The 20,844-nt window shown below is 34.4% G+C and carries 26 protein-coding genes and 1 riboswitch; of the genes, 15 read left to right on the top strand and 11 right to left on the bottom strand.

The window, feature by feature from the left end; translation table 11 throughout:
* Positions 1 to 939 carry an EamA family transporter RarD gene (gene rarD / locus BK579_RS18145; protein ID WP_078547889.1) on the top strand — a complete coding sequence of 313 codons (939 nt, stop codon included), beginning with the start codon at positions 1 to 3 and terminating at the stop codon, positions 937 to 939.
* Between the two features lie 78 nt (positions 940 to 1,017).
* Positions 1,018 to 1,063: riboswitch (PreQ1 riboswitch) on the top strand.
* Between the two features lie 79 nt (positions 1,064 to 1,142).
* Positions 1,143 to 1,640 (top strand): preQ(1) synthase, encoded by a 498-nt coding sequence (queF, locus tag BK579_RS18140; protein WP_078547887.1) that lies wholly within the window; start codon positions 1,143 to 1,145, stop codon positions 1,638 to 1,640.
* Positions 1,641 to 1,727: 87 nt separating this feature from the next.
* Here queF and BK579_RS18135 read toward each other — a convergent pair whose 3' ends face one another.
* Positions 1,728 to 1,907, bottom strand: coding sequence for a YkvS family protein (locus BK579_RS18135; RefSeq protein ID WP_078547885.1), 180 nt, complete (start codon positions 1,905 to 1,907; stop codon positions 1,728 to 1,730).
* A gap of 197 nt (positions 1,908 to 2,104) precedes the next feature.
* Here BK579_RS18135 and BK579_RS18130 point away from each other — a divergent pair, with 197 nt between their 5' ends.
* Positions 2,105 to 2,995, top strand: a complete 891-nt coding sequence (locus tag BK579_RS18130; protein ID WP_078547884.1) for a patatin-like phospholipase family protein — start codon at positions 2,105 to 2,107, stop codon at positions 2,993 to 2,995.
* Between the two features lie 244 nt (positions 2,996 to 3,239).
* A complete protein-coding gene (locus tag BK579_RS18125) occupies positions 3,240 to 3,860 on the top strand; it encodes an NUDIX hydrolase (protein WP_078547882.1) in 621 nt (206 codons plus the stop codon).
* Positions 3,861 to 4,061: 201 nt separating this feature from the next.
* On the opposite strand, the gene BK579_RS18120 is transcribed toward BK579_RS18125, so the two are convergent.
* Together BK579_RS18120 and BK579_RS26130 are read right to left on the bottom strand one after the other, a co-directional pair.
* The gene (locus tag BK579_RS18120) at positions 4,062 to 4,685 is read right to left on the bottom strand and encodes a nitroreductase family protein (protein ID WP_078547881.1); all 624 of its coding nucleotides are present in this window, start codon (positions 4,683 to 4,685) and stop codon (positions 4,062 to 4,064) included.
* Between the two features lie 318 nt (positions 4,686 to 5,003).
* Positions 5,004 to 5,750: a hypothetical protein gene (locus BK579_RS26130; protein WP_078547879.1), complete on the bottom strand. Its 747-nt coding sequence runs from the start codon at positions 5,748 to 5,750 to the stop codon at positions 5,004 to 5,006.
* 207 nt (positions 5,751 to 5,957) lie between these two features.
* Between BK579_RS26130 and BK579_RS18110 the strand changes: the two genes are divergently transcribed.
* From BK579_RS18110 to BK579_RS18095, 3 genes are all read left to right on the top strand, one after another.
* The gene (locus tag BK579_RS18110) at positions 5,958 to 6,152 is read left to right on the top strand and encodes a hypothetical protein (protein WP_078547877.1); all 195 of its coding nucleotides are present in this window, start codon (positions 5,958 to 5,960) and stop codon (positions 6,150 to 6,152) included.
* A 595-nt stretch (positions 6,153 to 6,747) separates the two neighbouring features.
* On the top strand, positions 6,748 to 7,347 hold the full coding sequence (locus tag BK579_RS18105) for a cell wall hydrolase (protein WP_078547876.1): 600 nt from the start codon (positions 6,748 to 6,750) through the stop codon (positions 7,345 to 7,347).
* Between the two features lie 1,074 nt (positions 7,348 to 8,421).
* Positions 8,422 to 9,174: a glucose 1-dehydrogenase gene (locus tag BK579_RS18095; RefSeq protein ID WP_078547872.1), complete on the top strand. Its 753-nt coding sequence runs from the start codon at positions 8,422 to 8,424 to the stop codon at positions 9,172 to 9,174.
* Between the two features lie 50 nt (positions 9,175 to 9,224).
* On the opposite strand, the gene BK579_RS18090 is transcribed toward BK579_RS18095, so the two are convergent.
* On the bottom strand, positions 9,225 to 9,380 hold the full coding sequence (locus tag BK579_RS18090; protein ID WP_078547870.1) for a YpzG family protein: 156 nt from the start codon (positions 9,378 to 9,380) through the stop codon (positions 9,225 to 9,227).
* A gap of 236 nt (positions 9,381 to 9,616) precedes the next feature.
* On the opposite strand from BK579_RS18090, the gene BK579_RS18085 reads away from it, so the two are divergent.
* Both BK579_RS18085 and BK579_RS18080 read left to right on the top strand, forming a co-directional pair.
* Complete coding sequence (locus tag BK579_RS18085; RefSeq protein WP_078547868.1) at positions 9,617 to 11,242, top strand: ABC-F family ATP-binding cassette domain-containing protein; 1,626 nt, start codon at positions 9,617 to 9,619, stop codon at positions 11,240 to 11,242.
* Positions 11,243 to 11,550: 308 nt separating this feature from the next.
* Positions 11,551 to 11,850 (top strand): hypothetical protein, encoded by a 300-nt coding sequence (locus tag BK579_RS18080; RefSeq protein WP_204524734.1) that lies wholly within the window; start codon positions 11,551 to 11,553, stop codon positions 11,848 to 11,850.
* 88 nt (positions 11,851 to 11,938) lie between these two features.
* Here BK579_RS18080 and BK579_RS18075 read toward each other — a convergent pair whose 3' ends face one another.
* Both BK579_RS18075 and BK579_RS18070 read right to left on the bottom strand, forming a co-directional pair.
* Positions 11,939 to 12,193 (bottom strand): hypothetical protein, encoded by a 255-nt coding sequence (locus tag BK579_RS18075; RefSeq protein WP_078547863.1) that lies wholly within the window; start codon positions 12,191 to 12,193, stop codon positions 11,939 to 11,941.
* A gap of 617 nt (positions 12,194 to 12,810) precedes the next feature.
* Positions 12,811 to 13,260, bottom strand: a complete 450-nt coding sequence (locus BK579_RS18070) for a DUF305 domain-containing protein (protein ID WP_204524733.1) — start codon at positions 13,258 to 13,260, stop codon at positions 12,811 to 12,813.
* 328 nt (positions 13,261 to 13,588) lie between these two features.
* Between BK579_RS18070 and BK579_RS18065 the strand changes: the two genes are divergently transcribed.
* Positions 13,589 to 13,900, top strand: a complete 312-nt coding sequence (locus tag BK579_RS18065; RefSeq protein ID WP_078547860.1) for a hypothetical protein — start codon at positions 13,589 to 13,591, stop codon at positions 13,898 to 13,900.
* Between the two features lie 613 nt (positions 13,901 to 14,513).
* Positions 14,514 to 15,008: a tetratricopeptide repeat protein gene (locus BK579_RS18060; RefSeq protein ID WP_407936254.1), complete on the top strand. Its 495-nt coding sequence runs from the start codon at positions 14,514 to 14,516 to the stop codon at positions 15,006 to 15,008.
* Between the two features lie 219 nt (positions 15,009 to 15,227).
* Here the strand turns inward: BK579_RS18060 and BK579_RS18055 are convergent, their stop codons facing one another.
* Positions 15,228 to 15,443 carry a spore germination protein gene (locus BK579_RS18055; protein ID WP_139365118.1) on the bottom strand — a complete coding sequence of 72 codons (216 nt, stop codon included), beginning with the start codon at positions 15,441 to 15,443 and terminating at the stop codon, positions 15,228 to 15,230.
* Positions 15,444 to 15,631: 188 nt separating this feature from the next.
* Positions 15,632 to 15,820, bottom strand: a complete 189-nt coding sequence (locus tag BK579_RS18050; RefSeq protein ID WP_078547855.1) for a hypothetical protein — start codon at positions 15,818 to 15,820, stop codon at positions 15,632 to 15,634.
* Positions 15,821 to 15,988: 168 nt separating this feature from the next.
* Here BK579_RS18050 and BK579_RS25735 point away from each other — a divergent pair, with 168 nt between their 5' ends.
* The gene (locus BK579_RS25735; RefSeq protein ID WP_169891178.1) at positions 15,989 to 16,165 is read left to right on the top strand and encodes a hypothetical protein; all 177 of its coding nucleotides are present in this window, start codon (positions 15,989 to 15,991) and stop codon (positions 16,163 to 16,165) included.
* A 281-nt stretch (positions 16,166 to 16,446) separates the two neighbouring features.
* Here the strand turns inward: BK579_RS25735 and BK579_RS18045 are convergent, their stop codons facing one another.
* Positions 16,447 to 16,635, bottom strand: coding sequence for an alpha/beta-type small acid-soluble spore protein (locus BK579_RS18045; RefSeq protein ID WP_078547853.1), 189 nt, complete (start codon positions 16,633 to 16,635; stop codon positions 16,447 to 16,449).
* A gap of 222 nt (positions 16,636 to 16,857) precedes the next feature.
* Here BK579_RS18045 and BK579_RS26775 point away from each other — a divergent pair, with 222 nt between their 5' ends.
* On the top strand, positions 16,858 to 16,992 hold the full coding sequence (locus BK579_RS26775) for a hypothetical protein (RefSeq protein WP_268876507.1): 135 nt from the start codon (positions 16,858 to 16,860) through the stop codon (positions 16,990 to 16,992).
* A 72-nt stretch (positions 16,993 to 17,064) separates the two neighbouring features.
* Entirely contained in the window at positions 17,065 to 17,769 is a 705-nt protein-coding gene (locus BK579_RS18040; protein ID WP_169891177.1) for an ABC transporter permease subunit, read from the top strand.
* A gap of 205 nt (positions 17,770 to 17,974) precedes the next feature.
* Here BK579_RS18040 and BK579_RS18035 read toward each other — a convergent pair whose 3' ends face one another.
* Positions 17,975 to 18,904 (bottom strand): CobW family GTP-binding protein, encoded by a 930-nt coding sequence (locus tag BK579_RS18035; RefSeq protein ID WP_078547848.1) that lies wholly within the window; start codon positions 18,902 to 18,904, stop codon positions 17,975 to 17,977.
* A gap of 249 nt (positions 18,905 to 19,153) precedes the next feature.
* On the opposite strand from BK579_RS18035, the gene BK579_RS18030 reads away from it, so the two are divergent.
* Positions 19,154 to 19,396 carry a hypothetical protein gene (locus tag BK579_RS18030; RefSeq protein WP_078547846.1) on the top strand — a complete coding sequence of 81 codons (243 nt, stop codon included), beginning with the start codon at positions 19,154 to 19,156 and terminating at the stop codon, positions 19,394 to 19,396.
* An 8-nt stretch (positions 19,397 to 19,404) separates the two neighbouring features.
* On the opposite strand, the gene BK579_RS18025 is transcribed toward BK579_RS18030, so the two are convergent.
* Positions 19,405 to 20,766 (bottom strand): MATE family efflux transporter, encoded by a 1,362-nt coding sequence (locus BK579_RS18025; RefSeq protein ID WP_078547844.1) that lies wholly within the window; start codon positions 20,764 to 20,766, stop codon positions 19,405 to 19,407.
* Positions 20,767 to 20,844: the final 78 nt, after the last annotated feature.

Here is a 20,844-nt window from a genome sequence, read left to right as displayed (position 1 = left end):
ATGAAAGATCAACATAGTGAATATAATATAGGGGTGTTTTATGCATTTATAGCATACCTACTTTGGGGTGTTTTGCCACTTTATTGGAAAAACCTAGATACCATTTCAGCTTTAGAGATCCTTGCACATCGAATTTTCTGGTCTTTTATCTTTGTTTTGTGTATTATTTTTATAGTCAGAAAAGGAAAACAATTGAAACAAGAGTTTATAAAGTTATTTAAGAACCGAAAGATTTTATTTGGCGTAGTTGTCTCTTCATTGTTAGTTACAACCAACTGGTTTATTTTTATATGGGCCGTGAATACAGACCATATAATTGAAACAAGCTTGGGGTATTACATTAATCCCCTTGTAAGTGTACTATTAGGTGTAATTGTATTAAAAGAAAGATTAACCTTTTGGCAAACTATTTCATTCACCTTAGCTGGAATAGGTGTACTTATATTAACATTGCAGTTTGGTAGTTTTCCATGGGTAGCAATTGCATTAGCTTGTAGCTTTGGTTTATATGGATTGGCGAAAAAGCTAACCAACCTGGATTCATTAATTGGGCTTACATTAGAAACAATGTTTATAACTCCCATTGCCATCTACTATCTCACCTCTCAGTACGTGAAGGGTGTTGATACTTTTACACACACGAGCCTCTCCCAGCAGCTTTTACTGATTGGGGCTGGAATAGCAACTGCGCTTCCTTTACTTTGGTTTGCTCAAGGTGCTAGAAGAATACCTTTGTCAATGATCGGCATTCTTCAATATATAGCACCTACAATCAGCTTGATGATTGGTGTATTTTTATATAATGAGACATTTACACAAACACATCTGATCACATTTATGTTTATTTGGTCAGCGTTAGTTATCTATTCCTTTTCTAAGTCAAAATTATTAGTAAGCATTGAACCGAGATTTAGAAAGAAAAAAACAATAGGAGCATAATAATTTTTCTTGAAAAAGAACTGGTAGATGGAAATGGATAATGGTATAGTAAAATAATAAAAATAGTAACTCCGATTTTCGGGAGAGGTTCTAGCGAATACCCTCTATAAAAAACTAAGGAAACTATATCCTTGGATATAGTTTTTTTATTTTTCGTAATTAATGATTAATATATATACAGAATATGAAAGGATTGAGATGCAATGACAGGAAGAAAAGATGAGGAATTAACAGATGTTACGCTATTAGGAAACCAAGGAACAAAGTACTTATTTGAATATTCCCCTGATATTTTAGAAAGTTTTGATAATAAACACCCTGACAGAGATTATTTCGTAAAATTTAATTGCCCGGAATTTTCAAGTCTTTGTCCAAAAACTGGACAACCTGATTTCGCTACTATTTATATTAGCTATATTCCAGAAATTAAAATGGTCGAAAGTAAATCACTAAAATTGTATCTATTTAGTTTTAGAAATCACGGTGATTTTCATGAGGATTGTGTAAACATCATTATGAAGGATTTAATCAAACTAATGGACCCGCGTTATATCGAGGTATGGGGAAAATTCACACCAAGAGGTGGAATTTCTATTGACCCTTATACAAATTATGGTCGACCAGGTACAAAGTTTGAAAAGATGGCAGAATATCGCATGATGAATCATGATTTGTACCCAGAGAAAATTGACAATCGCTAGAATGAAATAAAAAAGAGAATTGCAATCGCAATTCTCTTTTTTGAATTTTATGAAATTAGGATGCGCTTTCATGTTCGGCGTAATTAATTATAACTCTAAAATTGTATAATTCTTATGATTTACTACGGTTCTTCTCTCTAAGTCTAGATCACGATAATTATCCATATAAGTTAGGTCAACTATCACTGAATTTTCGTTTACCTTTTCAACAATCCCTTTTAGGCCGTCTTTAAATTCAATGATATTTCCAATTTCAGCAATTTTCATACCAATCACTCCTTTATAGAAAAATAACCATTTTTTTCATTTTGCCTTAAATTGACTTCTGCGTAAAGACTTTTTTTAAAAGATTAATAGAAAATGTTATTTTTTTGCAAAAATTTAATTTTACAAGTATATTTTAAAATATTATTAATGTTAAAAATCCATCCGTTTACAGAAACTTGAATTTATTTTTTTAAGATATGATTTTTGAAAGGAGAGATTGCGTTATGGAAAATACAGGCCTTGTGTTAGAAGGTGGCGGAATGAGGGGACTATATACTGCTGGTGTTTTAGAATATTTACTTGAAAAAGAACTGTTCTTTCCTTATGTTATTGGTGTTTCCGCTGGTGCTTGTATGGCTGCATCCTATTTATCTAGGCAAAAAGGGCGTAATAAGAAAGTGAATATTGAATTTGCGGCACATAAGGAATATATCTCTTTTAGAAACTTTATAAAAAAGAGAGAAATCTTTGGTATGGATTATTTATTTGACGAAATTCCTAATAAACATGTTCCGTATGATTATGAAACATTCTATAAAAACACAGAACAATTTATAATCGGTACAACAGACTGCGAGACAGGAAAACCTGTATATTTTGGCAAAGAAGAATATGGTGAAAACATTTTACCTGTTTTAAGGGCATCCAGTTCATTGCCAATAATCGCTCCTATTGTTCATTTTAAAGGAAGAAAATTACTTGATGGTGGAATTGGAAATCCAATTCCATTAGATAAATCGGAAAGCGATGGTAATCAAAGAAATGTTGTTATTCTTACAAGAAATCGTGATTATCAAAAAAAGAAATCAAAATTTACATGGTATTTGAAGAAAAGCTATCCCGATTATCCACAATTAATACAAACAATCTCTGAAAGAGATAAAGTATATAATCAAACATTAAATTATATTTCCAAACAAGAAGAGGAGGGAAAGGTTTTCGTGATCAGTCCATCTTCTCAATTGAATGTTGGAAGAATCGAACGAAATCCAACAAAACTTTTGGAACTGTATAACCAGGGGTACAAAGATGCTGAGAATCAATTTAAGGATTTAGAGAATTGGATTCAAACACCCAAAAATAGTTAATGTGAAAGGTTCTTTTCTGAAAGATTGTTGCTTATTAAACTAAAATTTAAACAAGTATTAAATGAGAAAATTGGGTTAGATTTGTGGAAGATAACATGCCTCACCACTTGGTTCATTGCGATTTCCCTAAAACCCTTATTAGCAATAAAGTACGGAATTAGCCCTGTGAAAACATTGATGAGTTGCAATAATAAAACATATAATAAAAGAAAAACCATGGTGAAGGGATATAAGAGGTGAGTGAGTGAAAATTGAAGATGTTGTATCGAAATTTCAAAACAACAAGCCCGTTATTTTAGGTAGCAGTCAATTCTCCCAATATTCTATTCTTTTACCCCTTGTTGAAACAGAAAAGGAGATACATGTTTTATTTGAAGTAAGATCTAAATCTTTAAGAAGGCAGCCTGGTGAGATTTGTTTTCCAGGTGGGAGAATCGACCAGTCAGATAAGTCTGAAAAATTCACGGCTATTCGTGAAACGACGGAAGAATTAGGGATTAATCAAAATCAAATAAAAAATGTGATGCCATTGGATTATATTGTTTCCCCTTTTGGAATGATAATTTATCCGTTTATTGGTGTGATTACAAATGTAAATGATCTAAGACCTAATCAGTCTGAGGTAGAAGAAATCTTCACCGTACCTTTGTCATTTTTTATAAGTAATCCACCAGAAACTTATAAAATCAATTTGAGAATTGAACCAGAGGATGACTTTCCTTATGAGTCAATTATTGGTGGTGAGAATTATCAATGGCAATTAAGGTCTATGAAAGAGCATTTCTATTATTATCAAGACAAAGTAATTTGGGGTTTGACTGCAAGGGTATTGAATCATTTTATAGAAAAAATAAAAGAAAGCTAGATAGGAGAAAACTGACTCAATCTGAGGATGAGTCAGTTTTTTTGAATAGAGAATATAAAAAAATTTTACCCTTTTTTTGGTCGTAGCTCTAAGCGCCATCGGCTTCGGATCATAAGCCAATTGCTCGTCTTATGCCTGTCGCCGATAGGCGGGTTGCCGCAGCGTTCTTATTTTATGGGATGTGATGTATATAAAATCTCTTTAGTGGAACTGAGCTATACGTTCTACTTTATGTCGGTGATGTGGATATCCATCATTTGCTGCACGCCCTATTGGTACCATCGCAGCAAACTTAATGTGCTCTGGCAAATTCAAAATTTCTCGGACCTTTTGTTGATCAAATCCTAACATAGGAACCGATGAATATCCCAGTCCTTGGACTGCTAATAAAAGAAATCCAAGCCCAATATTTGTTTGAGTCAATCCCCAGTTTCCACGGTCATCCTCAGTCATTGAGTTAAACTGTGATGATAGGTTGGCTACTTCTTCTTGTTTTCGGTCATCACTTAACCCAGGATGTACGATTTCCATTAATGAAGATAAAACATCTTCCATATCACTATATACAATAATGACTGCAGGAGCAGATGTTACCTGTTTTTGTCCATATGCAGCTTCTTGGAGACGTTCTCTTAGAGTCGAGTCAGTTACAACGGAAAAGCGCCATGGCTGTAAATTCCAAGCACTTGGTGCCAGTCCTGCAAGCCTAATGATTTCTTCTAACGTTTCTTTTGGAATATCGTTCTGCTGGAATTCACGAATACTGTGACGTTCTTGAATTGCCTCCATTACTGGAAGGGTATCTTTATTTGTCGTTTCAGCCATGTCTAACACTTCGCTTTCAACAATTTTTTTGTTAGGTCAAAAACCTACAACGTTAGGATGTACATTCAGAAGACAGTTAAACATGAAACAACTGCTAAAGAATAAGAAACACGGGTAAAGCGAAGAATCTTCTAATAAAATCTTAAGCTAATTATAAGTGTAAGACAAAATAGTTCATTGATGTCTTGATGTGGGCGAACAAACAATCTAAGCTAAAACTATAGTTAAAAACACTATAGTTATTTATAAACATAACAAAAAAGGAAGGTTTCCCTTCCTTTTTTGTAATTAGTATATTGACTTCAAAAACGTTCTTCTTTAATATCCCATTCCTGGGCCAAACCCTGCACCTGGTGTAAAGCCAGTTCCAGGAGCGAATCCAGTTCCAGGAGCGAATCCAGTTCCAGGAGCGAATCCAGTTCCAGGAGCAAATCCGGTTCCAGGAGCAAATCCGGTTCCAGGAGCGAATCCAGTTCCAGGAGCAAATCCAGTTCCAGGAGCAAATCCAGTTCCAGGAGCAAATCCAGTTCCTGGGGCAAATCCAGCACCAGGAGCAAATCCAGTTCCAGGGGCAAATCCAGTTCCAGGGGCATAACCAGCACCTGGAGCAAATCCAGTTCCAGGAGCAAATCCAGTTCCCGGAGAAAATCCAGTTCCTGGTGCAAATCCAGTTCCTGGGGCAAATCCAGCTCCTGGTGTATACCCAGTACTTGGAGTGAAACCAGCACCTGGTGCATACCCAGTACTTGGAGTAAATCCAGTTCCAGGAATTCCTTGGTAATAACCTTCAACACCTGTGTTAGTATAGGGCTCAGTTGCAGGCGAATAACCATTATATGGTGTTGAAGGTACACCTGGCATTCCAATGCTGTCGGTAGTTGGTAGTGAACCATAGTTTGGTGTTGTTTCTGGTTCAAATGGTCCTGTCACATAGGGGCCATATGGTAATTGATGTTGATGAGGCATAGTTCCCGGCATTTGCATATGATTTCTTTGTTCTAGTTCCTCTTCATTTGAATTACCACATACATATGGATTTGAATACATTTCATTGTAATTAGTCACACTTATCGTCCTTTCATAACCCTAAATTAAGTATATGCCTATATGACATATTCCTCGATATCATATGCCTGGTATAGTCAATTGTGTAGAATCACTATATAAATGGGTATTAGCCTTGATTGTAATGAAAAGTAAAGTTTATAATATTGATTGAAATAATAATGTTTCTGAAATGATTTAACCAGAAGCAATTAGTGGGGTGGTTGTTTGGAGACTCAATTTATCACAGAAATCTTCAATAAACTAAGAGATAGGGAATTAAATGAATACAGAGTTACAAAAGAACACTTTCTTTCTTTTCGAAAAGTTCTTGTTGAAAGGGAAGATTTTAAACAATTTCGAGGAATCGCCCAACACGGCGGAGAAGTTATCTATCAATATTTAGACGAACCAAGAAGTTAACATCAATCCTCTGTCTTCTGCAGAGGGTTTTTTAATTTTTAAAGTGTGAAATGAGTGAAGAGCGGGATCTAACGGTCTCGGGAGATCCTACAAAGAGTTTGTATAGGCTCCCGCCCTCGATAAGCAGATTTATGGTAGAGAATGGAAGTCCACACCACTTTATCCCTAGGAGAGGCTATTAAATATTCAGTGTTATTGGTGGCCTTTGAGTAAGGGAATTAGACACCACCATTAACTTTGATACACTTACCTAGACATTTGGCAATTGAAAGGTAATCAGACAGCCGCGAGTGAGTCTTACAATTACGCTTGAGGTAACGGTGCCAGCAAGTGGAACGTAGCGGTTGAAACTTCTCTAACAAAATTTTATTCATGGTAACAAGTGTAAAATCAATGAAACATATTGAAATAATCTAGGTTAATTTATCCAACAGTTGAAAAATGTAGTGAATAATTTCATCTGGATAATTTTTCAAATTGATAAATTAATAGTTTAATACCTAAGGTTCAATTGCGTTTTCCATTTTTTAGATGGTGTTTTAAAATATTACAGCTGTTACCTTCTAGTAGAGAAAAAGAATACTAGGAGGCCAACATGAAACTATTTAAAAAACTAGTGATTACTTCGACTCTTGCATTATCATTATTCGCTTTCAATAATGCAACTACTGAAGCATCATCAACAACTTATACAGTTAAATCAGGAGATACATTATGGAAAATTGCTACTTCGAACAGTGTATCAGTTAATACCTTGAAACAAGTAAACAAGCAAACTAGTAACACAATATATCCAGGGCAAAAGTTAGCGATTCCCCAAGCAATTAGTGCTGCAGACAAGGACTTAATGGCACGAATTGTTCATGCAGAAGCTAAGGGTGAGTCATATGCTGGTAAAGTTGCAGTTGCGACAGTGGTTCTTAACCGTGTGGACAGCTCTTTATTCCCAAATACGATTAAAGGTGTTATCTATGAACGTACATCAAATGGTGGCTATGCGTTCTCACCGGTAGGGAACGGCGCAATCAACCAAGCAGCAGATGCTAGTGCTAAAAAAGCAGTAGAAGAAGCAATCGCTTTTAGAGGTCAAGGTAAAGGATCATTATTCTTCTACAATCCAGCTAAAATCACTAACAAATGGATTTTATCTAGAGAAGTTACTGTAGTAATCGGAAATCATACTTTTGCAAAATAAAGATAACCATACTTTTTTCAACAGTATAAAATTAATGACTGGCAAAAGCAGGGCGATTTTACAATCTTCCCTGTTTTTTTATATACACTTTTTAGGTAATCCCTCCTTTAGGCCTTCTTACACCTGGTATTATAAGAGATTATTTAGGTGCAAAGTACTCACTTATTTATTCTCTTCCATGCTAAATAAGTATTTCGCACCATGGTGTATGAAAAAATGTTTCCTCCTCAGTGTGGAATGAGCGGAGAGCCACCTGACTCCTGTGAGATCTAGCGGTCTCGTGAGACCCCGCAGGAGCCCAACAAGTGACGAGGAGGCTCACGGACCGCCCCGCGGAAAGCAGGTGGATCGCAGCTCATGGAACTCCACAACCAAAGTTATTTTCAGGGTAGACACCCATGCTAATTAAAATTAGCACCATGGGGTATGAAAAAGTGTTTCCTCCTCAGTGTGGAATGAGCGGAGAGCCACTTGACTCCTGCGGGATCCAGTGGTCTCGTGAGACCCCGCAGAAGCCCGCCCCTGGCGACGAGGAGGCTCACGGACCACCCCGCGGAAAGCAAGTGGATCGCAGCTCATGGAACTCCACAACAAAAAGTTATTTTCAGGGTAGACACCCATGCAAATTTAATATTCGCACTATGGAGATTGAAAATGTTTTGTTCACTCAGTGTGGAGGGGAGAGCAACTAGACAACTACTGATCTTTCGGTCTCGAATATCATTCATTCCCTTTCATAGGCTCTGGGCATGAGAAAGGGAATCAAACAACTCTTTTCATTCCCTTTGTTGGGCTTTGGTCATGAGAAAGGGGATGAAACAACGCTTTTCATTCCCTTTGTTGGGCTTTGGGCATGAGAAAGGGAATCAAACAACTCTTTTCATTCCCTTTGTTGCGCTTTGGGCATGAGAAATGGAATCAAACAACTCCGTTCACTCCCTTTCTTAGACTTTGGGCATTAGTAAGGGAATGGAACTCGCCAACCTAGGTATTTTCAGGGTAGACATATAAAAAGAATCAAGATATCCCCCTATGTTATACTATTTATAATTAATTCGAAGGGAGCTAAGAGGAATGTCATTTTCTAATAAAGTGGTAGTGGTTACTGGGGCTGGACATGGGATAGGTGCCGCAATTGCAAAGGCATATGCTAATAATGGTGCTACTGTTGTCATCGCTGATATTGACAGTACACGGGGTGAAAATATAGCATCAATTATAAACGATCACACATCAGGTACAGCATTGTTTGTGAAAACTGATGTTAAAGAACAAAATGATATTAAACGTTTAGTTGAAAAAACAATACATAATTTTGGAGAAATAAATATTTTAATCAACAATGCAGGAACTTCTAACTTCAAATCTTTTTATGATGTGACTTTAAAAGAATGGGATGAGGTGATAAATACCAACCTTAGAAGTGTCTTCTTATGTTCTCAAGAGGCATCCAGATATATGCGTAAAAATAAATTAGGTGGCGCTATTATCAATATTGCTTCAACAAGAGCTTATATGTCCGAAGCAAATACTGAAAGCTATTCTGCTTCAAAAGGTGGAATTGTTGCTTTGACTCATTCCTTAGCAATTACTTTGGGAGATGACAAAATTACTGTTAATTCGATTAGTCCAGGGTGGATTGAAGTAAATGATTATGAAGGATTACGTGAGATTGATCATACACAACATCCTGCAGGACGAGTAGGAACAGTGGAGGATATTGCAAGAGCTTGTCTTTATTTAACTGGTGAACAAAATAATTTTATAACAGGAACTGATCTAGTTATAGATGGTGGAATGACAAAAAAGATGATCTATGAGCATTAATGAAAAAAGAAGACACATCACTGTGCCTTCTTTACGTTTCTGTGTTATCGCTATGAATACCTATGTGCTTTCGCATTACTTAGTGTAATGATCGTTGACTGAGATAACTCAGTATGACCGTTCACTTGAGAACTTGCACGTTTAGGACGTGTCCAATTATGGTGAAATTTTCTTGAGTGGTCATCTAAATGATTACGGTAACTCATTCTTTATCACCTCATATTTGGATTGGATAACTAAGAAACGGTGATGTTCATTTGAACATCGTTATTAGTATGAATCATACTTCTCAAAATATGCGTCAATATAAAACTTCATCATGCTTAAGTAGACAAGAAAGTATTCGTGCTATATAATTAAACATTGGTATCCTAAGAAGAATTTTAATACTAAATGTATCAAGGGTGCATGAAATAACTCTTGAATGGAGGATTTACAATATATGATTACTGTTACAAATGTCGGCTTGCGATATGGTGATCGGAAGCTATTTGAAGATGTTAATATAAAATTCACCCCTGGAAATTGTTATGGCCTAATTGGTGCCAATGGAGCGGGAAAATCAACGTTTCTTAAAATCTTATCTGGTGAAATTGATGCTCAAACAGGTGATGTTCATATTACACCAGGTGAAAGATTAGCGGTCCTTAAACAGAACCACTTTGAATATGAAGAGCATGAAGTTCTTAATGTAGTTATCATGGGGCATGCGAGACTTTATGAAGTGAAGCAAGAGAAAGATGCTATTTATATGAAGGCTGATTTTTCTGATGAAGATGGAATGAGAGCTGCAGAGCTCGAAGGTGAGTTCGCAGAATTGAATGGTTGGGAAGCTGAATCAGAAGCTGCAATATTACTTAAAGGTCTTGGGATTTCAGAAGACCAACATACGAAGAAAATGGCTGATTTAACTGGTGGAGATAAAGTAAAGGTTCTTTTAGCTCAAGCTTTATTTGGTAAGCCAGATATTCTTTTACTTGATGAGCCAACAAACCATTTAGACTTAAAAGCTATTCAATGGTTAGAAGAATTTTTAATTAATTTTGAGAACACTGTTATCGTTGTTTCCCATGATCGTCATTTCTTAAATAAAGTATGTACACACATGGCTGATTTAGATTATGCGAAAATTCAAATTTATGTTGGTAACTATGACTTCTGGTATGAGTCTAGCCAACTTGCAACAAAATTAGGTCAAGAAGCTAATAAGAAAAAAGAAGAGAAGATTAAGGAGTTGCAAAACTTCATTGCTAGGTTTAGTGCGAATGCATCTAAATCAAAGCAAGCAACTTCTCGTAAGAAATTGTTAGACAAAATCACTCTTGATGATATTAGACCATCTTCACGTAAATATCCTTTTGTTGGATTTACTCCTGAACGTGAAATCGGTAATGATTTACTAAGAGTTGATGGGATTTCTAAAACAATTGATGGAGTTAAGGTACTGGATAATATTAGTTTTATTGTAAACAAAGGTGATAAAATTGCCTTAGTTGGTAAAAATGAGATTGCTATTACAACCTTATTCAAAATCTTAGTGGGTGAAATGGAAGCAGATAGTGGTTCATTTAAATGGGGTGTAACTACTTCACAAGCTTACTTCCCTAGAGATAACTCAAGATACTTTGAGAAAAGTGACGTAACACTAGTTGATTGGCTTCGTCAGTTTTCTCCAAATGACCAAAGTGAAAGCTTTTTACGAGGTTTCTTAGGAAGAATGTTATTCTCTGGTGAAGATGTTATGAAAAAAGCCAGTGTTCTTTCTGGGGGAGAGAAAGTGCGTTGTATGTTATCTAAAATGATGTTAAGTGGATCTAATGTATTATTACTTGACGATCCAACGAACCATTTAGACCTTGAATCAATTACTGCTTTAAATAATGGATTAATCGCATTTAAAGGTTCGATGTTATTCACATCACATGACCATCAGTTTGTACAAACAATTGCCAACCGAATTGTTGAAATCACACCAAATGGACTTGTAGATAAGCAAATGACATATGATGAATACCTTGAAAATGATGAGCTTCAAAAACAAGTAGAACAAATGTATGTTTCTAATTAAAGAAAAGCCATTTCTTCTTTATCAGAGAATACCTACGTTTCAGTAAATAAAATATAGAAATAGTAATAATTATCAGACCAAATCGATCATGATTTGGTCTCTTCTTTTTACCTTATATGTGAACGTTTATGTTTTTAATAGTTGAATCAACATATAAAGAGTAATAGGAACTTTATGTTAAAATACATGTATAGTTTTTGAAGAGGTCTTCTTAACATACAACGGCTTTCATTTTTGTGGTGAAATAAGACTTAGTGGAGTGCTACCGGAGAGAATAATCGAACAGGTTTTTATAATTCGAAACAAGTATGAAAATTTTTTTCCATAACGAGGTGGTATTTATCTTTAATAAAGAAAAACAGATGATTAAATGGAGCAAAACGAGAAAAATGGGTAAATGGAAATTTACACTATTGTATGGAGTACTATTAGGTGGAAGTATTTGCTTTGTGTTTAGTTTAATATCGAATACATTTTTATACACATACCATGTTATAAAAAGCGGGATCATTCATTATTTATTGAGTGCAGTTATTTTTGGTATTTTATCTGGAATAGGTATTTGGTTTATAAGCGAAAGGAAGTATAAAAGATACATTGATCAATAGGTAATATTAATAAAAGGTGTAAAAAACAAGCCAAAAAGCAATATGGAGAAAAGGTCCATAATGCTTTAGCCTTCCATATTATAAATAGTTATGTTTTTTGAATTTTAGTTTTTAGTAATCTAAAGGAGTTCCGAATAATTTCTTTGAAATTAATATGTCCTTTTACAAGCTCATAGTCGTTCTCAAATTGATCTCTGTCACAAGTGTATTGTTCTCCGTTCTTATCTGTGATTAAATAGTCTCCTGGGAGCCCCTTCATTGTACCGTTAGAGGTTTCAATTGTAATAGATCTTTTAAGCTTCACAGCTTCAACAATAATAGGTTTTTTTCTATACTTAGGCATCAGTACCACCCCTTTCCTCTGTATAATACTAGACTATGCAAAAAGGGGCGAATGTGTATAGGCAATAGTTGTCTTAGGCTTATAAATAAACAGTAAAACTAATTGTTGTTTATTTATGAAAATAAAAAGCCGATCTATATATTTGAATTATTCCCCAACTATGGATAAGCAAGCGGTAAGAGCATTAGGAGAAGCCAACAGTTGTCGTGGTAAAAGTGTGAAACCACAACAACGGATTTTAAAATATTGTGTTACTATATAATAAATTAAGTTTTGATCAGGGGGATGTGGCATTGTATTTGATGATATTAATTTCCTTTTTAATTTGTATGTTTATTGGTTCGGTACTTAATGTTCTTTTAAAGATGACTAAAAAAACAAATTGGCTAATTACATTCTTAATAAGTTTATGCGTATCAGTTTGGGTTCAAATTCTAAACATTATGTAAAAAGAGTAATAAAGAAAAAGATAAACTCCAACTACAATGAAAATACCTAAAAATATCTTTAATGTATCCTAAATTAAAAAGTTTTCTCATAGCTTCTGAGATTAAAGGAAGCTACAAGAAAACATAAACGATTGTGAACTTAGAGTAGAATATTTTTGGAGAATTTCATTAATTATTCTCAATGTCCTTTATTAATTGCTTCATTTCACGAATTTCTTCTCGCTGAGTCTTTATGATCTCGTCAGCAAGCTCCCGAACTTTTGGGTCTTTAATATCCGCGCGTTCACTGGTCAATATGGCAATAGAATGGTGGGGAATCATTGCTTTCATATAATCGGTATCATCCACGAAAGTTTGGCTACGTAATAGAAAGACTGAAAGGGAGAAAACCAAAACACTTCCTATAACAATCCCTATATTCGCTTTCCGGTTTTTTAGCATATGTTTCATAAACAAAAGCATGATTAAAGTCATGGACGCACCCATCAACAATGCCATATAAGCCCTTGTTTCACTAAAGAATATATGATTTAACTCAAATGTACTCCAATACTTGAAAATAAACATAACAATTGTTGAAGTTATAATAATTCCTGCGAACTTTACATAAGGCTTCACGTTAACACTCCTAATTTTTTCAACTTCAATTTATATTTACCTCATTATTTTTCCATTTAAACATTAAAGTACTTAAGTGAATATTTGTAATTTAAAACAAATGTAACGCTAGGGCACTCCTTGGAGCGGGAGCATAAGGGTTGCACTTAACTGAGACAATATCTTCAGCCCTTCAAGACTATCTTATTCATACAGGATAAGATTAACGAATCAAATATTTAATATTATAAACCTTATTGTATCAATTGAAGAATCAATATTCTGAAACTTTATAGTCTCTTATTCGTATATATAGTTACAGACTATAGAAACGGGAGGGGTTTCCCAAATGAAAAGATACATTTGGTTAGTTTTGTTAGTATTAGGATTAGAGTTAGGAGTGCTTTTAGGTATATCTTTGTTCTTCGATACGGACTTATTAAGTACGATGTTTTTCGGATCTATTTTCTTCATGTTCTTTGCTTTCATTACTGGCTCTACAGGAGATGTGTTTTCAAAAACTGGTCAGTTAGCAGCCTTTGAGTCCCAAGCAGGTGCTTATAAGCCAAAGCATGAAACATTATCCTTACGAATTGGCCCTTTTCTGGTTGGTTCGATCGTATGCTTTATTGTGTACTTAATAATGGAGACACTTATGTGAAGAAAAACTTAAAAACAGCTGCTCCTTCTCATGGTGGTCATGGTTCTCACACAGGATTCTTTTGAAGTTCATATTAAATTAATTGAGTAACGATGTTGAGGAGTAACTCTCTTTGTTACACATCGAGTAGCTTACTTAAATAGTCTCATAGTATAGATACCGACTTTGAAGGGTGGGTTATTTTAATATTATTAAGTAAAAAGAAATAACCACTAAAAGTGGTTATCTGTTCTTAATTGATTCCAGCAAATTTGTCACTCTCATGTGATGATAAACCGTCATGGCAATAACGACTATGCTAAAAACCGTTGATAATATCGTACTATATAATAAGCCTTTAACAATATTTTGATTAAACAATTTTATCATTCCTATCAGTGAGGGATAAAGTTCATTGATTATTATTTATTGATTGCTATGAATTATACACTCAATTGTTATGTATCATACATTTTCTCTGGACAACTACTATGAAAAGATAGTAATCACCGGATTAAGGAGTTTCTGGTTTTTGGCTAAACAATTAATTTCTCTGTTAAGACTGCTACTAAAAATTAGCCCTCTATAAATTACAAACGAATAATTGATATGGTAAATAGCAATAGCATTGGAGATGAAAAGGTTGGATAGAGAATTAGATAAAGCTATTGATTTAAGAAAAAGTGGAAATCATGAAGAATCTAATGAATTACTTATAAAAATGGTAAAGAAGTATCCTAAAAATGCGTCAATTAACTATCAATGTGCTTGGAGTTTTGATCTAATAGGAGAAGAATCCAAAGCAGTACAATTTTACGAAAATGCAATCAAATTAGGTTTGCCTTCAAATGAACTGGAAGGTGCCTTACTAGGATTAGGCAGTACATATAGAACATTAGGTGAATATGAAAAGTCAAAAAGTACATTTAAAAAGGGTATAGAATTATTCCCAAACAATAGAGCCATTCAAACATTCTTTGCAATGACCTTATATAATCTAAACGAGCATAGTAAAGCAATGGAGTTGTTACTAAATTGCTTAGTTGATACTACAACAGACGAAAACATCTTAAGCTATAAAAAGGCAATTGATTTTTATTCAAATAAATTAGATCAAACTTGGGAGTAGTTTACGTACTTAAAGTATAAAATCTTTAGTTTAAAAAGAGCATTCGCCTAGTGTGGAATGAGCGGAGAGCCACCTGACTCCTGCGGGATCTAGCGGTCTCGTGAGACCCCGCAGGAGCTCAAAAAGCGACGAGGAGGCTCACGGGCCGCCCCGCGGAAAGCAGGTGGATCGCAGCTCATGGAACTCCGCTAACTAAGTTATTTTCAAGGTAGATTTCTATCAAAAACTTTCGACAATATTAGAGTCTGTTCCATCTGGATCATTTGAATTAGAAGTACTAAGTCCATTGTTTGTATTCACCCAAATACCTGTATTAAAAGATCCTGAGCCTGCAACCGTTTTACTCGTTGAAGTTGGAGAAACATTAAAAGAATTTCCTGCGACAACAATTCCTTCATTATTATTTATTCGAATAGGACCAAGCAAAAAGCTCAATGTATTACACCTACTTTCTGTAAGAAAGTTTATAACCATACGATTAGCATATGTAGACAAGTGTTGGTGCGAAACGGACAAATTTCTCATTAGCTATCATTAACAAAAATAACACTAGGAATAATACGTAGATTACATATTATTCCTAGTGTTATTTTTTAATTAAGAATTATCTTTATTATGGTTTTTTACCATTTTTTCTTAAACAGAGCAATAAATCCTTTTATTATGATGACAATTGAAAAAATGATAATAACAAGTGTTGCTACTAATCCGAGAAGGGGATTTAATGCAGCTAAAGTACCGGTTAATGTTACTTTGAGAAGTGCAAAACCTGAAAGAATACAAGCTAAGAATAGCAAAATATAATGTGGCATAACGTTACCTCCTTTCGTTATGTGCTTGCTTTAATATATGTCCAACTTATCAGAGGTGTTAAAGATTTTGAAACATTAATAAAAAATACACATGAAATGGGCATGGAATAAATATAATTGAAGGTAACATTTCAAAATGTTTAACGTCTATATAGTAGGGTGATAAAAATGGTGTTTGCAAAAAATTTAATGATCGTTATTTTGTTCGGCTTTCTTGTGGTATTTATGATTTTTTGGGGAGTAACAATGATTGAAGCGAAGGGGAAAAAATTAGCCGAAGAGCCTAACGGCAATCACATAGTATACTTACAGCAGCTAAATAATGAGACAGTAGGGGATAATTAAGAAAGGCTCTTTTTCTGAAAGGTTGTTGCTAATTATAGAGGCTAAATAGTTGTTTCTATAAAATAGAAAGTCTAGGTTTCGGAAGAAAAGATGCCACTCCACTTATTGCATAGTGCTTCTATAACGTTTTAAAAGCAACACAGTTTACGAAAATAGCCTTAAGAAAAAATCGCTGATTGCCAATAGGGACTAGGCGATTTTTTTATTTCTTTCTAAATAACAAAGTAATTAAAAGAAAGCTCTACCCTGGGGTAGAGCTTTCTCTTTAGAGAATGATAAAACTACTGTTGATTCCCTAATTGTTGTTCTGCCATTTTAATCAGACGTTTCGTCATCTCTCCGCCAACAGAACCGTTAGCACGAGCGGTCGTATCTGCACCAAGTTGAACTCCAAACTCATTGGCGATTTCCTCTTTCATCTGATCAAGCGCGTTAGCTGCTCCAGGAACCAAAAGTTTGTTTCTTGCCATGATACATCACTCCCGACGTATATTTTGAGTAATTATAATGTTAATTACTCAGTTTTAACTTAACCATTAGAACAAGTTTTATTCTTAGTTTATGATCTAAGGACAAGGAATTTTTTTAAAAAGTGTAAATTCATTCCTAAATAAACTTGAAAATTTAGGAAGTTCAAATGTAATATAGATTATATAGAACTGTAACATATTTGTAAAAAAAGAGGGAATACAATGAATTTTGGGTATCGTTTTTCAAGAACGATTGGTTTGAATCTGATAATTATCATGGGTATTATAACTATCATACTTATCCCAAGAGATTTACAAATGGTCACGCAAGGCTCTAAAATGGTTCAAGACTATTAATTTTCTTTTCCGCAATACTATGAAAATATCAAACTGTTTTTTTCAAGTATTATGGAACAGGGAAGCTTAGGTGTGACTAGGTATAATAATCCAGTTGAGCAAGAACTCTCGAAGTTCATGCCTAGAAGTTTAAAAATAATCGTCACCTCGTTTTTATTTGCTATACTTTTAGGAATTACAAAAGGAATTTATGATTTTCAAAATAAACATAATCGAAAAGGTATTATAGGTAGTGGAACAACATGGCTATTTCAATCAATTCCAGACTTTTTCTTAATTATTTCTTTGCAATGGATTATTTTATTTTACATACCAGTCATTCCTCTATTTGGTCACGAACATTGGTATAGTTTTATCGTTCCCTCCATTTTGGTTGGATTATACCCTTTGATGTATGTTGCAAGGATTACTTCGGCAACCTTGGCTGAGGAAGAGGGGAAAATGTATATCACAGTTGCAAGATCAAAGGGATTTAGTACATGGAAGGTATTATTTAGACATATTTTGAAAAATTGTCTTAGTACCATCTTTAGTCATTTTTCATCTATCATGGTATACATTCTATCGAATTTATTGATTGTTGAGTATCTTCTTGATTATAAAGGGGCAGCTTATCGTTTATTTCAGGCACTAGGTTATAATGAGGCCATTCGTATGGGCGATGAACGAATATATGAAAGCGGATTAATAATTGGGATCGCTTTATGTTTTATGGCGATTGTTCTAATCGCACAATTAATTTCTCAATTTGCTAAAAGCAGAATTGATCCTAGATAAGGGGGAATAGGATGAAAAGGAATTGGTTCTTAATTCTTGGTAGCTTTATGAGCTTTTTACTAATCATCATCATGATTGTAGGTCCACATGTACCAATCGTTGATTCAGATGATTTAAACACTTGAGGCCTTGGCGCTCAAGTGTTTTTAATATCTAGGAGTATACTTGAAGTAATTTTTCTCACTAGCTTTCAGAAAAAAGCCTACTATAAAGTAGATAATACTTCAAGTCGGTTCATTTCATTTTTGAGCCACTCACGGCTAATATCTTCTCCAATAAAGACTACATTCAACGGATAGTCCATTAATTCTTTCATATAAATAGGCATTCCATACGAATATTGAAATAAATAAATGTTTTGTGAATGTGTAAATCTTAAGTAACCTTTAATTCGAAAGATGGTGTCAGGCATATTCTTTAACCAATCTTCAAATATCTCAAGATCAATTGGGACACTAAATTGGTGAACATATGACTTCACGTGAAGATCATGTTCAACATGTGTTGTTTCACGTGTTTCAGATCTTTGTGGCCGATCTATTCTTAATGCATCAAGGCTAACATTTGCATATTGTGTAAGTAAACATCTACCTTTAGCGTTAATTCCCTGAATCTCCATCACTGTTTTAGCTTGCTGTGAATCGGATAGTTGATCAACTTTATTAATTAAAATTACATTAGCATGTCTAATCTGTTCCTGTAGCAGCTTATGTAATCGGATACTAATTTTGTCTCTTTCTTGCCAACGATTCGCATCTACCATGGTAATAATGGATTGAACGTTCAATTGATCAGCAAATAATGGCGATAAACATGCATCCAGTACCTCAATGGGATGTGCGACACCAGTTGTTTCGATATAAATTGAATCTAGCTCATTCTCATGTAACAAGCCTTGTAAATGTACTTCTAATTGCCCCTGAATTGTACAGCATACGCATCCATTTAAAAGTTCTTTTAATGGTGTATCTTCTTTAATTGCACCTGAATCAATAGACACACTACCTAGTTCATTCATAACAACTGCTACTTTACGATCAAGTTCTTTTTCTTGAGTTAAAAGGTTTGTTAAAAGGGTGGTTTTTCCACTCCCCAGAAACCCAGATAAAATAAATACTTCAACCTTTTTCTTCATAAAAGTCTCCTTTAAACATACTCATCTAATAGTAGCTTATTCAATTTTTGTTCGTCAAATTTTTATACAGTTTGTCACTCCCTTTTCATTAAGTACCTATCGAAAGACAAAATGTTTCTTTATATAACGATTTTTCAAAATTACTGAAAATAATAAGAAACTTATCTATAATTATAAAACCTCTTAAAGAAGAATTTTTAAAAGTTATAAAGTGAAATAATAGTTGAATTTAGAAAAGTGGGGTAGGTTATGAGTCTATTTTATTCAATTTTAGCTAGTGGAATCTTGGGAGTGTTATTACTTTTCATTGCTGGACCCTTTGTTGGTGGATTGATTGCGTTTGCTATCGTTGCTGGCTGTATTTTTAGAGGATTGTATTTGCTAGCTGACATACATAAAAGCTTATCAGTGAGCATACCTAAAAAAGATGTAGTTGAAGAAGCTTATGAAAAGTATTTAAAAGAAAGAGATTCAAAAAAAACCGAGCAGTAGCTCGGTTTTTATACGACTTCTAATTCACTATTATTTTTAATAATCCGCTTCTTTTCCCATACCCTACTTCGCCATCTTTGGAGTAAAAATAGTCCTCTAATCCATTCATCGGCAATAAATGCTATCCAAATCCCAATCAACCCAAATCCAAGCTTTAGACCGAGAATATAGTATAATGGAATGCTTAATGCCCAAATGATAATAATCGAAATCAACATAACATATCTAGAATCACCAGCTGCCATTAAGGATTGGCCAATCACGATGTTTAAACATCTACCGGGCTCTAATAGAAGTCCCATGATGAGAAGAATTGATCCTGTGTAAATGATTAGTTCATTTCCTGTAAATAGTTCGAGTAATGACTCTTTGAATCCGACCACGATAACCGCTACCGCAAGGCATAAAATAATACTAAGCTTTAAACTCTTCATTCCCTCTTTATACGCTTTTTCAAGCTCTCCAGCACCAACTAAATGACCAACAATAATCTGAGCACCTCTACCTAAAGAAATAGACAGAATCATAATGAAAAAGAGGATATTAAGTGTGTAGATTCTTGTTGTTAACATCTCAGGACCAAGTGCCGTAATAAACCCTGTTGTGACAAGCTGACTACCAGAATAAGAAATATTACCAACAGCAGCAGGGATTCCAATGTTTAAGATTTCCTTTAATCGATGGTATTTCCACTTGATAATGTCAATCCATGCTAACCTTATATTTACTTTTTTGTACAAGAAATAAAATGATGCTAACACACCGATTAGTTGGCTAAACACAGTTGCAATTGCTGCGCCAGTTACTCCCATCGCAGGAAATCCTAAGGCTCCAAAAATTAATAAGTAATTCCCAATGATATTAACAACATTCATTCCGATTGAAACGTACATCGTCTGTTTTGTAAAACCATGGGCTTGGATGATTGCTGAAAGAGTAAGCATTAATGATTGTAAAAAAAGTCCTGCACCAACAATTAACAAATAATTCATACCCATTGTATAAAGTTCGTGGTTTAAATTAAATGCGCGCAAGTAAGTACTACTAAATAATACAACTAGTAAACTAATAAAGATCCCAAATAAAAAGTTGAACGAAAGAACATTCGCTGAGATTTTATTGATATCTTGGTATTTTTTTGCTCCAAGATACTGTGAAATAACAACGGTAGCACCAATTGCACCAAAGTTAAATAGGAAGAACATAAACATAACTAATTGGTTTGCGACCCCAACAGCAGCTACTGCATCGTCAGAGACTTTGCTAAGCATGAAGGTATCGGTGGTTCGGAGTAACACATGTAGTAACGATTCAATTAAGATTGGCCAAGTAATTGCGAGTAATGATAGCTTTTTAGTTGTGTTTTCCATCGTTTTTCTCCTCTAGGTTTAGCGCTAACTATCTCTTCATTTTATCATCTGTATTGCAAAATCATGCCTAGGTAAACT

The sequence above is a fragment of the Litchfieldia alkalitelluris genome (genome assembly GCF_002019645.1).
Lineage (GTDB): Bacteria > Bacillota > Bacilli > Bacillales > Bacillaceae_L > Litchfieldia > Litchfieldia alkalitelluris.
The sequence above is the reverse complement of the archived record's forward strand: the minus strand, read 5'-3'. Positions and strand labels throughout refer to the sequence as shown.

Coding starts and splice junctions, on each gene's coding strand:
- BK579_RS18120 (WP_078547881.1), bottom strand. CDS start 4,685: ATGGCTGAAACGACAAATAAAGATACCCTTCCAGTAATGGAGGCAATT.
- BK579_RS18135 (WP_078547885.1), bottom strand. CDS start 1,907: ATGAAAATTGCTGAAATTGGAAATATCATTGAATTTAAAGACGGCCTA.
- BK579_RS18105 (WP_078547876.1), top strand. CDS start 6,748: ATGAAACTATTTAAAAAACTAGTGATTACTTCGACTCTTGCATTATCA.
- rarD (WP_078547889.1), top strand. CDS start 1: ATGAAAGATCAACATAGTGAATATAATATAGGGGTGTTTTATGCATTT.
- BK579_RS18060 (WP_407936254.1), top strand. CDS start 14,514: ATGAAAAGGTTGGATAGAGAATTAGATAAAGCTATTGATTTAAGAAAA.
- BK579_RS26775 (WP_268876507.1), top strand. CDS start 16,858: ATGAATTTTGGGTATCGTTTTTCAAGAACGATTGGTTTGAATCTGATA.
- BK579_RS18030 (WP_078547846.1), top strand. CDS start 19,154: ATGAGTCTATTTTATTCAATTTTAGCTAGTGGAATCTTGGGAGTGTTA.
- queF (WP_078547887.1), top strand. CDS start 1,143: ATGACAGGAAGAAAAGATGAGGAATTAACAGATGTTACGCTATTAGGA.
- BK579_RS18090 (WP_078547870.1), bottom strand. CDS start 9,380: ATGAGTTACCGTAATCATTTAGATGACCACTCAAGAAAATTTCACCAT.
- BK579_RS18050 (WP_078547855.1), bottom strand. CDS start 15,820: ATGCCACATTATATTTTGCTATTCTTAGCTTGTATTCTTTCAGGTTTT.
- BK579_RS25735 (WP_169891178.1), top strand. CDS start 15,989: ATGGTGTTTGCAAAAAATTTAATGATCGTTATTTTGTTCGGCTTTCTT.
- BK579_RS18045 (WP_078547853.1), bottom strand. CDS start 16,635: ATGGCAAGAAACAAACTTTTGGTTCCTGGAGCAGCTAACGCGCTTGAT.
- BK579_RS18095 (WP_078547872.1), top strand. CDS start 8,422: ATGTCATTTTCTAATAAAGTGGTAGTGGTTACTGGGGCTGGACATGGG.
- BK579_RS18130 (WP_078547884.1), top strand. CDS start 2,105: ATGATTTTTGAAAGGAGAGATTGCGTTATGGAAAATACAGGCCTTGTG.
- BK579_RS18065 (WP_078547860.1), top strand. CDS start 13,589: ATGAAAAGATACATTTGGTTAGTTTTGTTAGTATTAGGATTAGAGTTA.
- BK579_RS18080 (WP_204524734.1), top strand. CDS start 11,551: ATGAAAATTTTTTTCCATAACGAGGTGGTATTTATCTTTAATAAAGAA.
- BK579_RS18075 (WP_078547863.1), bottom strand. CDS start 12,193: ATGCCTAAGTATAGAAAAAAACCTATTATTGTTGAAGCTGTGAAGCTT.
- BK579_RS18035 (WP_078547848.1), bottom strand. CDS start 18,904: ATGAAGAAAAAGGTTGAAGTATTTATTTTATCTGGGTTTCTGGGGAGT.
- BK579_RS18025 (WP_078547844.1), bottom strand. CDS start 20,766: ATGGAAAACACAACTAAAAAGCTATCATTACTCGCAATTACTTGGCCA.
- BK579_RS18085 (WP_078547868.1), top strand. CDS start 9,617: ATGATTACTGTTACAAATGTCGGCTTGCGATATGGTGATCGGAAGCTA.